This window comes from Chryseobacterium mulctrae (assembly GCF_006175945.1).
Taxonomy (GTDB): domain Bacteria; phylum Bacteroidota; class Bacteroidia; order Flavobacteriales; family Weeksellaceae; genus Chryseobacterium; species Chryseobacterium mulctrae.
The window spans coordinates 2304362-2317809 of the sequence record NZ_VAJL01000001.1 but is presented as its reverse complement, the minus strand read 5'-3'; the positions used below and the strand labels follow the sequence as shown (position 1 = coordinate 2317809).

General features: G+C 33.1%; 16 protein-coding genes. 2 read left to right on the top strand and 14 right to left on the bottom strand.

Features of this window, described 5'->3' with window-relative positions; genetic code table 11:
• Nucleotides 1–36: 36 nt before the first annotated feature.
• The 14 genes from FDY99_RS10575 to FDY99_RS10505 all read right to left on the bottom strand — a co-directional run bounded on the left by FDY99_RS10575 (nt 37) and on the right by FDY99_RS10505 (nt 11860).
• On the bottom strand, nt 37–804 hold the full coding sequence (locus FDY99_RS10575; RefSeq protein WP_139421339.1) for a metallophosphoesterase family protein: 768 nt from the start codon (nt 802–804) through the stop codon (nt 37–39).
• A 194-nt stretch (nt 805–998) separates the two neighbouring features.
• Complete coding sequence (locus FDY99_RS10570) at nt 999–1544, bottom strand: RNA 2'-phosphotransferase (protein ID WP_139421337.1); 546 nt, start codon at nt 1542–1544, stop codon at nt 999–1001.
• Nucleotides 1537–2724, bottom strand: coding sequence for a hypothetical protein (locus FDY99_RS10565; RefSeq protein WP_139421335.1), 1188 nt, complete (start codon nt 2722–2724; stop codon nt 1537–1539). The genes FDY99_RS10570 and FDY99_RS10565 overlap by 8 nt, the downstream gene beginning before the upstream one ends.
• Nucleotides 2721–3659 (bottom strand): ADP-ribosylglycohydrolase family protein, encoded by a 939-nt coding sequence (locus FDY99_RS10560; protein WP_139421333.1) that lies wholly within the window; start codon nt 3657–3659, stop codon nt 2721–2723. The genes FDY99_RS10565 and FDY99_RS10560 overlap by 4 nt, the downstream gene beginning before the upstream one ends.
• Nucleotides 3659–4345, bottom strand: a complete 687-nt coding sequence (locus tag FDY99_RS10555) for an SIR2 family NAD-dependent protein deacylase (RefSeq protein WP_139421330.1) — start codon at nt 4343–4345, stop codon at nt 3659–3661. The genes FDY99_RS10560 and FDY99_RS10555 overlap by 1 nt, the downstream gene beginning before the upstream one ends.
• 192 nt (nt 4346–4537) lie before the next feature.
• Nucleotides 4538–4954: a macro domain-containing protein gene (locus FDY99_RS10550; RefSeq protein ID WP_317129825.1), complete on the bottom strand. Its 417-nt coding sequence runs from the start codon at nt 4952–4954 to the stop codon at nt 4538–4540.
• Nucleotides 4944–5855: an ADP-ribosylglycohydrolase family protein gene (locus FDY99_RS10545; RefSeq protein WP_139421329.1), complete on the bottom strand. Its 912-nt coding sequence runs from the start codon at nt 5853–5855 to the stop codon at nt 4944–4946. The genes FDY99_RS10550 and FDY99_RS10545 overlap by 11 nt, the downstream gene beginning before the upstream one ends.
• Nucleotides 5855–7084 (bottom strand): TIGR02452 family protein, encoded by a 1230-nt coding sequence (locus FDY99_RS10540; RefSeq protein ID WP_228448772.1) that lies wholly within the window; start codon nt 7082–7084, stop codon nt 5855–5857. The genes FDY99_RS10545 and FDY99_RS10540 overlap by 1 nt, the downstream gene beginning before the upstream one ends.
• 221 nt (nt 7085–7305) lie before the next feature.
• Entirely contained in the window at nt 7306–7710 is a 405-nt protein-coding gene (locus tag FDY99_RS10530) for a hypothetical protein (protein WP_139421327.1), read from the bottom strand.
• Between the two features lie 106 nt (nt 7711–7816).
• Complete coding sequence (locus tag FDY99_RS10525; RefSeq protein WP_139421325.1) at nt 7817–8887, bottom strand: adenylosuccinate synthetase; 1071 nt, start codon at nt 8885–8887, stop codon at nt 7817–7819.
• Between the two features lie 3 nt (nt 8888–8890).
• Nucleotides 8891–9745 (bottom strand): hypothetical protein, encoded by an 855-nt coding sequence (locus FDY99_RS10520; protein ID WP_139421323.1) that lies wholly within the window; start codon nt 9743–9745, stop codon nt 8891–8893.
• Nucleotides 9746–9748: 3 nt separating this feature from the next.
• Nucleotides 9749–10084, bottom strand: coding sequence for a hypothetical protein (locus FDY99_RS10515; protein WP_139421321.1), 336 nt, complete (start codon nt 10082–10084; stop codon nt 9749–9751).
• Between the two features lie 136 nt (nt 10085–10220).
• Nucleotides 10221–10742, bottom strand: coding sequence for an NADAR family protein (locus FDY99_RS10510; protein ID WP_139421319.1), 522 nt, complete (start codon nt 10740–10742; stop codon nt 10221–10223).
• A gap of 422 nt (nt 10743–11164) precedes the next feature.
• Complete coding sequence (locus tag FDY99_RS10505) at nt 11165–11860, bottom strand: NUDIX hydrolase (RefSeq protein ID WP_074230534.1); 696 nt, start codon at nt 11858–11860, stop codon at nt 11165–11167.
• A 123-nt stretch (nt 11861–11983) separates the two neighbouring features.
• Between FDY99_RS10505 and FDY99_RS10500 the strand changes: the two genes are divergently transcribed.
• Together FDY99_RS10500 and FDY99_RS10495 are read left to right on the top strand one after the other, a co-directional pair.
• Complete coding sequence (locus FDY99_RS10500) at nt 11984–12619, top strand: DUF1579 domain-containing protein (RefSeq protein WP_139421318.1); 636 nt, start codon at nt 11984–11986, stop codon at nt 12617–12619.
• Between the two features lie 64 nt (nt 12620–12683).
• Nucleotides 12684–13448, top strand: coding sequence for a hypothetical protein (locus FDY99_RS10495; RefSeq protein ID WP_139421316.1), 765 nt, complete (start codon nt 12684–12686; stop codon nt 13446–13448).

Sequence of the window (13448 nt, the reverse complement as noted above, 5' to 3'; positions counted from 1 at the left end):
TACGGACAAAATCCAGAAACGGAGCATGAGTCTAAGTTAAATTTTAAATTTCAGCAATTTGGGCCTTACGTTATCTTTATTTCTACCTTTTTCATCAGGATATAAACTAGGAAGCAGATCACTTTGCCAGAATTCTTTGGTATCAACATTCATGATTGTTAAAGCTCCTGTGAATGCAGCTCCGGTATCTAAATTCCAAACATTAGCTTTATTGATTGGTTCTTTAATTCCCAAATGTAAAGTCGGCGTATGGCCAATGAAAATTTCTTTGTATAGAAGCAATCTTTTCGGATACAGCTCTGAGTTTTTTTCTAATTTCTTATCCATTGCAACAGCAGTTTCCCAAAGGGTTCTGTCCCATCGATAATTGCTGGAATATACTTCTTGTTCAGGACCGTGCATAGAAGAGTATCCCGCATGAATAAACAGACGCTTTTCTTCATCAACATAATAATTTTTCATTCTCTGAAAAAACTCCAGATGAATTTCCATATCTTCCAAAGAATAGTCACAGTAACTGTCAACTGTACTTTGTCCCCCGTTGAAAAGCCAGACATCGGGAGCGCTTTCGAAAGAAAGCCAATCTTCCGTCCATGCATCATGATTTCCTTTGATGAAAATACATTCTTGTTTTTCTGAAAGTTCTATTAAAAATTGAATGATTTGGGAAGATTCACTCCAGCCATCAACATAATCTCCCAAGAAAATCAATCTATCATTCTCAGTAACTTTGGCTTTTTCGAAAACCTGTTTCAGTGCTTTAAATCCTCCATGAATGTCTCCTATTGCTAATGTTCTTTTCATTTAAATCTTTTGTTATAATTCGGACAAGATTTGATAATTTCCATTGCTTCTGATAATTTACAATTTTTGTGTGCTATAATGAAATGTTTTAATGGAACCTAACCTGTCCCTTTTCTAATAAATCATCAACTTTTTATTTAAATCTTCTTTATCAAGAGAAAAGTTTTCTATCTCATCTAAAAATTCACGATCTGTCATTGTGAAATATATTTAGTATCTACAAAATCTGTCAGCCAAACATTATTTTCGGAAAGATAAAATTTTATTTTATCATCAAACATTTCCTTTGTTTTAATGGTCAGAATAATTGGTTTTCCGTGGCGCATTCCAACTTTGGTTGCAGTTTCTTTATCCTGACTCAGATGAACGTGTTGTCGGTTTCTTTTTTCAATTCCTTTTTCCAGAATGGAATCGATATTACTTTGAGCCGTTCCGTGATATAAAAATTCAGGTGGTTTTTGTGGAATTAAAGCCAGATTAATATCAATAGAATGTCCTTGATTTGCTCTGATTCTGGTTTTATCTTCATTAAAAATAAACCGTTTTTTATCGTTGGTTTCCACAATTTCATCCAATTCTTCAAAGGTAAGTCCCTGATAAGAATCTCTCTTTGATTTTGTGATTAATTCATCAACATTTGCCCATCCGTTTTCATCTAAATTTAAATTGATGAGTTCGGGATGATGTCTGAGAACGTAGCTCAGAAATTTGCTTGTTTTTTTCTTATGTTGTTCATTCATGTTTGTGTTCTAAAATATTAAGAATGTTTTGAACGTTAAAATAATCTTGTTTTAAATTTTCGAAAATCTCTTTTTCTTCTTTATCTAATCTTGCTAAAAGAGCTTTCTGTTGGTAATAATATTCCTCAAAGTTATCATTCTCATTTTCCATTTTTCTTTCTAATTCCAAATATTTTTTGATTTCATCTTCTGTAAAATTATATGACAGAAGCTTTACTTTATTATACCAATTAGAATCATATTCACCACCTTCTTTCACTTCTCTCTGAATCTTTTCTATTTTTATCTTATTTTCTTTCAAAGTTTCCCAATTATTTAATTTCCTCCATAATAAATCATAAATTATTCCTTCACCTAACTCCCCACTATCTGAAAAACTATTGCGAATAAATTCTTCAAGATCATTTAAAAATAATTCATTCTTGTTTCCATGCAAGAAAAGATTCCTAAGGTACATTCCATATCCGAAGTGCAAAGCGGAATCACCACCAAAATATCCAAGCCTTGACGCAAGAGATATATTCTTTAAAGATTTTGTACTTTCTTCGCTTAAATCTTCATTTATTAAAAAATCAACAGCCTCTTCTACAGAATTCAGATTCCTTCGTTTTTCTTTCATCTTTATTGAAATAACCTCATCTTCCCTAACCATATCTTCTATTTGTTTTCTTATTTCTTCGTCTGTAAATTTTTTAGGTTCTTGCTCTTTTACAATTACTGTATTAAAAAGATCAGCTAAGATTATTTCTCTTGAATTAGTTTCGAGAAATGTCTCCATTCTGTGTTTGAAAAAATATAATTCTTCCTCTACAATCATTTTTATTTTGGCACAATCTGCATTCTGAAGATCTTTTCCGAAAACATTTTCAATTTTAATTTTATCAATTAAAGAATGATTAAAGGTGTTCGTTTTCACTTCTGAAAGTCCACCAAACTCCGTCGGATTTTCATCAGGATGAGAATCTTTATACTCTGAAAAGCGAATCCAATCACAATCTATCTTTGCTGTAACTAAAATATTTTCGGTATACTCTATTGAAGTCTCCGCAAATTTTTCAATGCTTTCCTTATTAAATGTAAAAGGAATTTCATTGAACGGAAGTTTTGTAAAGTTATTTTTAGCAAGAAACTCCAGATCTTTCAATGTAAGCAATACGTAGAATGTGATTATTTTCTTCATTTTAATTTCTCATTTAATTTTTCACTTAGCTTTTCTATATCTTCCTTCCTCACCAACACATCAATCCATTCTTCAGGAATATTTTCAAAACCATAGTAAATCCCTGCAATTCCTCCTGTAATCGCTCCGGTTGTGTCGGTATCTTCTCCTAAGTTGACTGCTTTTAAAACAGCTTCTGAATAATTTTCAGAATTTAGAAAACACCATAATGAGGCTTCTAAACTGTGAAGAACGTAGCCTCCTGAACTAATTGTATCTTCATCATATTCTGAAATATCATTCTTTAAAACCCTATCAAAAAGTTGAATCTCCTTTGGGTTAAACCCTTGATTTTCTGTAAATTTCAACGCTACATTTTGCGTATGATGATAAGCATCTTTTTTGTCTTTTCCTTTTATTAATTCAATCGCAAAAATTACATAGATAAAACATGCAAAAACAGAACGAAAATGCCCGTGAGTAATTGAAGAAACTTCTTTTACAACCTGATATAATTTTTCAATATTTTCTTCATCTTTAAGATAAAAAGCTAAGGGAAGCGTTCTCATTAAAGAACCATTTCCATTATCTTCTTCAAAAATATTTCCTGAAAATCTGGCACTTTCTCCTTTAATTAATCTTGCAATGGAATGTCGTGTTGTTCCGCCGATATCGAACAGTCTTCCATGGGCCGTCCAATGTCCGAATTTATTCCATTTTACAAAGCTTTGTCCAATTTTTTCGAGATCATAACCTTTTGTCAATTCTTCTGCGATACAAAGCGTTAAAGAGCTATCGTCGCTCCAAGTTCCTTTCGGCTGATTCCAAGAACCAAACTCGCGCATATTTTCTACAGGGAAAACTTTTAAAGTTTCTCTTTTGTTGAACTCAACCGGGACACCTAAAGCATCGCCGATACAAACTCCAAAAATTCCTGCTTTTACAATGTTTTCCATTAGGCAAGATTTAACAATTTATCGTACAATAGTTTCATTCCTTTGGTTGCGGTTTCTTTCATTACAACGGCTCTTTGTCCGTATCCGAAGCCTGTTTCATTAGGGTTGATGACAATTAAAAGACAATCATCTTTAATATCATGAAGCAATCCTGCAGCCGGATAAACCTGCAAAGACGTCCCGATTACTAAGAAAATATCTGCTTCCTTTGCTTTTTTAGTTGCTTCATTCATTAATGGAACATCTTCCCCGAACCAAACGATGAAAGGTCGCAATTGCGCTCCGTCATCGGCTTTATCACCAATAATGATATCATCTTTTTGTTCGTAAATCAGATTTTTATTATTGCAAGAACATGATTTGAACAATTCCCCATGAAGATGAATGATATTTTTAGAACCTGCTCTTTCGTGCAAATCGTCAATATTTTGTGTGACAATCTGAACATCAAAATGTTTCTCCAAATCTGCGATTAATTTGTGTGCATCGTTTGGCTCAACTTCATGAAGCTGACGACGTCTCTGATTGTAAAACTCCAATACCAAAGCTCTGTCTTTTCGCCATCCTTCCGGACTCGCCACATCGGTTATACTATGATTTTCCCAAAGACCATCTCCGTCTCTGAAGGTTTTTATTCCGCTTTCGGCACTGATTCCCGCGCCGGTTAATATGGTTAGTTTTTTCATTTGTTTAATTTTTATCTCTCGCAGATTTAGCAAATTATGCAAATCTTTTTATCTGCTCAATCGAATTAATCTGCGAGATTATTTAAATTCGGAATATTTAAATTCATTCCAATAATTTCTTATAAATCTCTTCATTTTCGTCATCAAAACAGACGAAAATAATTTTTTCTATAACTTCTGATTTGAAATTTTTCACCTCATCAACAGCAATTTTTCCAGCCAATTCTTTTGGAACCTATACACTCCTGTACTGATATTTGGAAAAGCAATTGTTTTTATCCCTAAGCTTTCAGCCAATTTTAAAGAATTTTTATAGCAATTTGCTAATAGTTTTGAGTCTTTTTCTTCATTGTCATTCCAAACGGGACCGACTGTGTGAATCACATATTTCGCAGTAATATTTCCGGCTGTTGTTACAACAGCTTCTCCTGTTGTGCATTTTCCTTGTCGGTTTCTGATTTCAATACATTCATCTAAAATCTGTTTCCCTCCTGCGCGATGAATCGCTCCATCAACTCCACCTCCTCCAAGTAAGGACGAATTGGCAGCATTAACAATTGCATCTGCTTGTATTTTGGTGATATCTCCTTTTATTAATTCAATTTTCATAAAATCTGCTGTTTTTCCAATTTTCAACATTTTTAGTCCAATCAGGAACTGAGTGTCCATCACAACATAAAATGCTTATTCCTGCTGCCATTGCACAGGTTGTATCTCTGTCTCCCAATGCAGAAACGGTATTCCAAAGACATTCTTCAAAATTATTTCTGTATCTCGAAAGCATCCAAACAACAATCGGAATGGTATCTTGAGCAGTCATGTTAATTCCGTTTCCTAAAGTTTTAACTAATAATTCAATGCTTGGATTTCCATCTAAATATAAAGCTTTGTTTAGCTTACTTTTCATATCAGAATCATCTAGTTCATCTTGAATTTTTTGAATAAAATCCTGTTGGCTAAGTTTTATCAATCTCAAATTTTCCTGAATAGCAAAAGCTGCTGCCAATGCAATTGCTTTTGTTCCTTCAATCGCCTCTTTATTGGCATGAGTCACTTCACAAGAAAGTGCTGCATTCAATTTAAGCTGATCCAAATCGTCATAAAAATAAGCTCCAACTAGCGAAGCTCTCATCGCACCTCCATTTCCCATTGAGCCTTGTCCTTCAAACTTTGAATAAGAAACTTCATTCCAGTTTTCTCCTTCTTTTATTGCTCTAAAATACTGATGCATTGAAGGTCCGTATCCTCTATTGATGTCTAAATAATAATTTTTTGTAAACTCTTCCGCCAAAAAATCTTGATTGATCTTACCAAATTTTTCCAAAGATTTGAAAACAGCAATTGCCATAATCGTATCATCAGTAAAATCCAAAGAACTTTCAGGAACGATTCTCTCTTGAATATAACTTTTCATCAAATTTTCTTCTCCGAAAAAGCTTTCTCCAAAAGCATCGCCAACAGAAATTCCTGTAAGTGATTTTGAAGCGAGTAAGAGTTTATTTTTTTCCATTATATTCCTTCAAACGGTTTTATCATTTCCTCCTTTTTTGAGAGAATCGCAAAAACCACTCTTTTAAATTTATTTTTATACTTTCCGTGAAGATGCTTTTTAAATAATTCTGCAATTTCGTTTGGATCATTTTTAAAAACACCACATCCCCAAGCTCCTAAAATCAAGGTTTCATTTCCCTGACTTAAAGCCAAAGCCAGCATTTTATCTGTTCTTACATCCATTGCGCCGAAAATCTCGTGAGCTCTTTCCGGTTCCTGACGTTTTACAACTCCTGCATTCACCGCCGGAGAGGTAATGAAATTACACAAAACTGGCTTCGATAACAATTCGCCTTTATCTTTTCTGAAAACCGGAACTTTCGGACTATAAATCATCGTATCGGTGTAGAAACAAGATTCCATTTCGCGATGAATTTTGTAATAATCCCAGCCTTGAAGCAAACTTTCATATAATCCAGAAGTTCTTGCGAGACTTTCTTCCTGAGCTTCGGCACCATTGATGAAACCACCGCCCGGATTTTTTGCCGATGCGAAATTCAGACACATGAGTTTTTCCTGATTTTCTTCTTCGGTTAATTGTAAAATTGCTTTTAAAGAACTGCATCTCCAGACTTCAAACTGAGTTTGAAAATCAGTTTCAGGAAGTTCATTTTTTGTCATTTCCGAAAGTTCTTCCGGTGAAAACAAAATGGTTCCCTTCGTAGAAGTTTCCAGTTCATTTTCTATATTTATTTTTTCGTTGTGTTCGTTTATATAAAATTTCTTGGCAAGGATTTCCAATGTATCTTTTGCCATTCCTTTATTTGTCATCGTCAGTTTTTTTATGTTTAATAATAAATTTTCTACATCAGCATTTGCAGGCTCTTTAAAATCTTTCCCCATAAATACTTTTGTCACTTTAATATTTCCTACAATCGCCTGATTAAAAGTATCCATTTCTTCCGAAGGAACCCATAGTTCATTGTGATCTCTTGCTCCAACATTTTGGGCAGGATATTTATTGATCTCTTCTTCCAACACTTCAAATTGGGTAACAAAACCAAGATAATTTCCTGCTTCATCTCTCGTGTTCCATTTTTCTGCAATTTCGGAAGCATAATACACATCCAAAACAGGATAAAAAATTGGTTGCCATTCCAGTCTTGGAGGAAATTTTTTGTAATTGCTTTCGATAATTAAAATCATTTCTTTTTCTCCGACGGGTCTGTATAATGTTATAGTTTTCATGGTTGTGCTTTTTTATATTTTTAATTTGTTTTTTAACGCAAAGGCCGCAAAGATTTTGTTTTTAAAACTTGATGTATATTTTTTAAGTTCGCAAAGGCGTTTCACTTAACGAAGATCACCAAGAGTTCTTTATGATGATAAATTTTGACTAATAATTTTATTTCCTTCAGTCTGCGGATTTGTTGCCTCTCCTTTCAAATATGTTATTGTTTTCATGTTGATTAAATTTCAATTTTATTTAAACTTCGGCACTTTTCAATGTTTTTTAGTGTTCCACTTTTTCTTTTTTCATCAGTATTAAAATCAGCGGCTAAAAAGTGTGTACAATGTTCAATTCCAAATTGATCTCTTTCATAATCAGAAGTAAAACCACCTACTATTTTCCATTTCTCTGCCTTTGTTTTAAACAAATTGGCAAAATATCTTGGTCTTATTCCTACATGAAGAATCGTTACGTTTTCAGATTTATCTTTTAAAAATTCCATCATCAAAGTATCAGTTCCTGAAAAATCTCCTATAATAAATTCGTATTCGGAAAGATTTAGTTTTTTTAATGGTTCAATATAAAATTGATGAAAGTTTTCCCATGTTACATTCCCATTTCCAGATACATATATTTTTTTCATCGTTGTGTTTTTAATATTATTTTTAACGCAAAGTCCACAAAGCTTTATTTACTACTATCTGCTTTTAAGTTCGCAAAGGCGTTTCACTTAGCTAAGTTCACAATGTTTAATCAATTCTTTTAAAATCCTTGGAACAAGGCGAATAAGATCCAAAAACCTGATCAAATTTCACCTTAAGATTTTCTATTTTAAATGCTTCATCCAACTGATCAAGACAAGTTACCACTAGATTTTTCTTTTGCGCAACAACGTAAGCTTCATCCAATTTCAAGGCATAATTCAATAAATCATAATCCAGATCACCGAAACGCAAATCCTTTTGAAATTCATTAAAAGTACAAGTTTCCTCTTGATTATTTTTAAGGTTTAGCGATTTTTCACTACTCATCCATCCACTTCCGTGACGGGTTGAATAAGATCTTGTCACATAAAAAATTTCAACATTTTCAATCTTTAATAACTGACAGATTTCATACGCATTTTTAGAAGTTGTATTTGCAAAAGTTACATTCGGAAAAACACCGTGATCCATATCCAATAAAATTCCCTGGCTTCCTTCAAAAATAAGATGATTAAATGATTTTAAATACTCATAACCTTCTATTTTCCAATGTATTTTATCAATAGCTTCCAAAAAATCCTGCAACGCGTTTTCAATTTCTTCTCCTTCTTCAAAACCATAATAATTGGCGATTCCTTTCAATTTTTCAATCAACATTGTTCTTGGAGCGATTAAATCAACTGCAAATAACTTGTACGGACTTTCATTTCTTTTCATCGTTGCACCAACCCCTTTTCCGCAGGTTCCGTGTTCTAAGTTTTTGACATTTTTTCTGTTGTACAAAACATCAAAAGGTGTTGTCACTTTCGCCAACGGATGAATATACAATTCTATATTTCCGTTTTTCTGAATTAACTCTTCTCTTTCATTGAATAAAAACGTCGGGTGAATCGTGCAATGTTCTGTAAAATACGAAGGCAAACCACGCAGCGCACCACTCGCAAAGCTGGAATGAATGTGTTTTTTCTCATCAATCATCACCGTATGCGCCGCCTGTTGACCTCCTGAAAACCGAATAACTACAGACTCAGGATTTTGCTGAGCCAGAAAATCGGTGGTAATGCCTTTGCCTTCGTCCCCAAATCCTAAGCCTATAATTATTTGTGCTGTTTTCATTTCTTAATACATTTGAATATTATCTAACCCTAAATTCTCTGTTGTTTTCGTAAAACTATCTTTAAATTTACTGCAAACAACTTCTTTAATCACCTTTGGAACATCTCTGTAATCTTCAATAGACAAACAGTTTTGCCCCAACAGATCTTTCCAGCCTTTATCTGCATCTACCGCCTGTCCGGAATGTAAAACGCTGATGTGAAAAACTTCATATTTCTTTTGAGCTTCAGCCAACAGTTCCGTATGTTTGAAAGTCTGTTGACCCGTTCCCATCAATTCTCGGATTGCAGAAGCAGGAAGTGTTTTCAGACAAGGTTCATCACCAACAGTGAACAATAATCCTTTTTGATTTCTCTTTTCAAAAGCATCCGTTCTTGTGTGAAAAGCCGCAAAATACCAAGCCAATAAATAACTTTCTCCTGCATTTCCTCCACCTCCAGACTCAATGTAAGTTCTTGTTAACCACATATCAAGCTCTTCATCTCCCGATTCGAATTGCCCAACTTGCAAAGGATAACCGTCACATTCATGATCTCCGATTCCTAAGAATAAAAGTGCCGGATCAGGAACTCCGCCTTGGATAATTCCGCCCATCAATTTTGGAAGACCTTCTTTAATCAAATCGTAAGGAATATGTCCCATACTTCCCGTCACATCAAGCCCTAAAATAATCGGAACTGAATTCGGATGAACCGCAGAGTCTCTTGATTCTCTGAAAGAAACACCATGTGGATTCATAGATTCATGTGCTTTTCTTTTTGCATTCTGCGTGAAAATCTCACTTGCAGATTTTGATGCATATCCTGCTTTCTTTGCTCTGTCGAAACGAGCATCCATGTCGTATCTTGTACTTCCCATAACTTAAAATTTTTTGCCAAATAAATATTCGAATCTTGTTCTTGTTAATTCTAATTGAATATTTAAATTTCTGATGATTAATGATAATTCTATGTCTCTCTGAACGAATGCTTCCGGCTGAAAATCAGCGAATGTCAAACTGTTTTTGTCTAAAGGACTGATGTCGATCAAGCCTTCCTGTTCTCTTTCCAGTCTTTTGATTTTCAGTTCGATATCTTCTACTCTCCGCCTGTAAATCAGCTCTGCATCTTCTCCGATAATTCGGGCACGGTCTTCTCTTATCTGGTCATTGTTTCTTTGTAATGACTCGATGAATCTGGGTTTTAAGTCTTCTTCCATAATTTATTTTTGTTTGTGTTGTTTTTACACTAATTAAAAACTGCATGGTTTGGCTTTAATTCTTTTCGAATTTCAATAAAAAGGATTAGCTAGGATTCTTTTTAATATTAATATTTTATGTTTGGTTTTGTGTTTTTTACCTTCTTAATTCGTCTCTTACTTCCATTAAAGCAAATCCTAATAAATTTTCACCATTCCATTGTTGTGGATTTTCCGCTTTTGGATCCGTTTCCAGCATTCCGATTCCCCAAATTGTATCGTAAGGACTCGCTTCTACCAAAATTTTATCGTTTGTTGAAAGCAAAAATTCTTTAAATTTTTCGTTTTGTGAAAACTTCAACAGATTTCCCTGTTTTACGATTTCATATTTATGTTCATCCCAAAGTTGAGGATCAAAATTTTTGACTTTTCTTCCTAAACTTTTTGCCTGATTTGGAGTCTCTGCTTTTAAAATTTGTTCTAAAGTTTCAATATCATTAAATAATTTAGCTTTTCCAGCCATCATATAATGTTCAGCAGTTTTATAACTCATTCCATTTTCTTCAAATTCATAAGGAAACCATTGGCTGAAACATGCTTTTGTAATTTCTTCTTTCACAGTATGTCCCCAAAAGAATAGAAAATCTAATTTTTCTTTATTCTGAAATTTCTTAATGATATTTTCTAATGTGTATCATGATTGCGTTATTATTACACAAATGTAAAAGATTATGGTTTTAACTTCCAAATTTATTTGTGTTTATTTTACGCTAATTAATTTAATTGATTGATTTTCAGGTATAAAAATTTATTTTATAAAACACGAATTACACAAATATTTTTCACTAATAGCACAAATGATTATTGTTCATTTAAGTTTTTGGCTAAAGCCGATTGGAATTTTTGTTTATTAAAAAACGGGCTAAAGCCCGTTCCTATTGATGTTAAAATTGTATTTATTGAACTTATAATTTTGATGTAGAAAGAATCTTTAAATTACATTAAAAGATTCTTCACTCCGCATTGCTCCGTTCTGAATGACAAAGGGGAAAAATCATTGGTGAAAATTAGTGTAAAAATTAGTGATATCTGTGTTTAAATTTATTTGATCTCGAAATAAAAACCCTGCTCTTCAAGTTCTTTATATTTCTCTTGATTGAAAGTAAATAATTTTCCAGGTCTGCCGCTGCCTTCTTTTTTTAAGTTATTGGTTTCATTTAAAAGTCCGTAACTCATTATTTTTTTTCTGAAATTTCGACGGTCAATTTCCTGTCCAATGATGGTTTTATAGAGATTCTCAAGTTCAGAAAACACAAATTCATCATTTAAGAGATTAAAGCCAATCGGTTGATATTGAATTTTTGTACGAAGTCTTTTTAACGCAATATCAATAATCGTTTGATGATCAAAAGCCAATTTCGGAAGTTGATTCACACTGAACCATTGTGCATCTTCAGCATCAGAATCAGCAAACAATTCATGATAAGAAGGATTAACCAGCCCTAAATAAGCCACTGAAACCACTCTATTTCTAGGATCACGACCTACGTTACCAAAAGTATAAAGTTGTTCCAAAAAATCAGGTTTTATACCCGCCTCTTCCTTTAATTCTCTTTTTACTGCATCATCCAGATTTTCATCATCTAAAACTAAGCCTCCCGGAAGTGCCCAACCTCCTTTGAATGGTTCAATATTTCTTTTAATTAAAAGAATCTGAAGATCTTTTTTATCAAAATATCCGAAAATAACTGCGTCTACAGCAACTTTTATATCCTGTAATTTTTTAGGAGAATCCATAATTTAATTTGCGTTACGAGTACACAAAAGTAACCATTAGAAACTTTAATTTCAAAAATAAAATAATATTTTTTCCGATTCTATTTTTTGCTACATTTATAATCATCTTAAAACTAAATATTTATGAAAAATTTATTCTTTGCAGCCTGCGCTGCTCTTCTATTCATCGCATGTGATAAAGCAAAAATTGACGTGAAAACTTCAACCGGAACAGATTCTATCACCAACGAAGAATGGAAACCGGTAGATTCTGCAACCGCAAACAAAGCATGGATGGATTTTGCTACTCCTGGAGATATGCAGAAAATGCTGGCAAAATCTGATGGGGTTTGGTCCGGAGAAAATACGATGTGGATGGAAGACGGTGGAAAACCTATGACAAGTACATCGACAACGACCAATAAAATGATCTTTGATGGACGATATCAATCTAGCGAACACAAAGGAAATTTTATGGGAATGCCTTTTGAAGGAATGAGTATTACAGGTTATGACAATGCTAAAAAGAAATTTGTAAGTACTTGGATCGACAATATGGGAACCGGATTAATGACCATGGAAGGAGATTGGGATGCATCCAAAAAATCAATTGAATTTAAAGGAAAAATGACAGATCCTACAAGACCCGGAAAAGACTGTAATATGAGAGAAGTTTATACTTTTGTTGACGATACTCATCAAACATTAGAAATGTATGGTCCTGATTCTAAAACAGGCAAAGAGTACAAAACAATGGAAATAAAATACACAAAAAAATAAGACCTAAGCCGTTTCACCTGAAGCGGTTTTTTTGTACATTCAAAATTCTTACAAAAAGATTTGAATGAATAAATTCCTTTTGATTTTAATTGTATTCCTGATAAGCTGCAAGGAAGAAAAATCTTTTGCAGATGATATTGTCTTGAGTTTCCCAAAAGATGAGAAACTGACTTTTCAAAAGTTTAATGAAGGAATCGGAGAAAGCGGATCTGGAATAATCTATATTGGAAAAGATACTACCAAAATTGATGTGAAATATAACAAATCAATGATTGCTCCACCCGAACCAAATCCAAATTATATAATTAATGCTGACGAATTACAGAGGGAAAAAGAACTCTTAAAATATTTTCATCCAACTTTTGACAGAATAAAATTTTCTGAAACTCCTATCGATTTTGACTCTTTTTCCAATCGTAATGTAAAAATTGAAATTAAAATTCAGGATACTATTCCAAAATATGCTTACAACTACGAAACTGGAGATATAAAAAAATATAAAGCTTTCCCTGTATTTATAAAAAATATTTCTGGACGAAAATTATGTCTTTCTGAATTTAAAAATTTTCCTTTAGCTGTTCTCAGTGATAAAAATAAATGGCAAACAATATGGAATGACAATGCCTTTATATGTGGTGATCCCAGATGGCAATATCGTTATTGGGAACTCAATCCAGATGAAATCATTGTTGTCTCAGTTAATTATTTAACAGGAAAAAGTCAAGGCAAATTTAAAATTTGGACTGGAAGTTCTTCATCAGATGAATTTACAATGAATTACGATAAACAAATTATAAAAAACCAAAAACATTATTTTGAAGTAAAATAA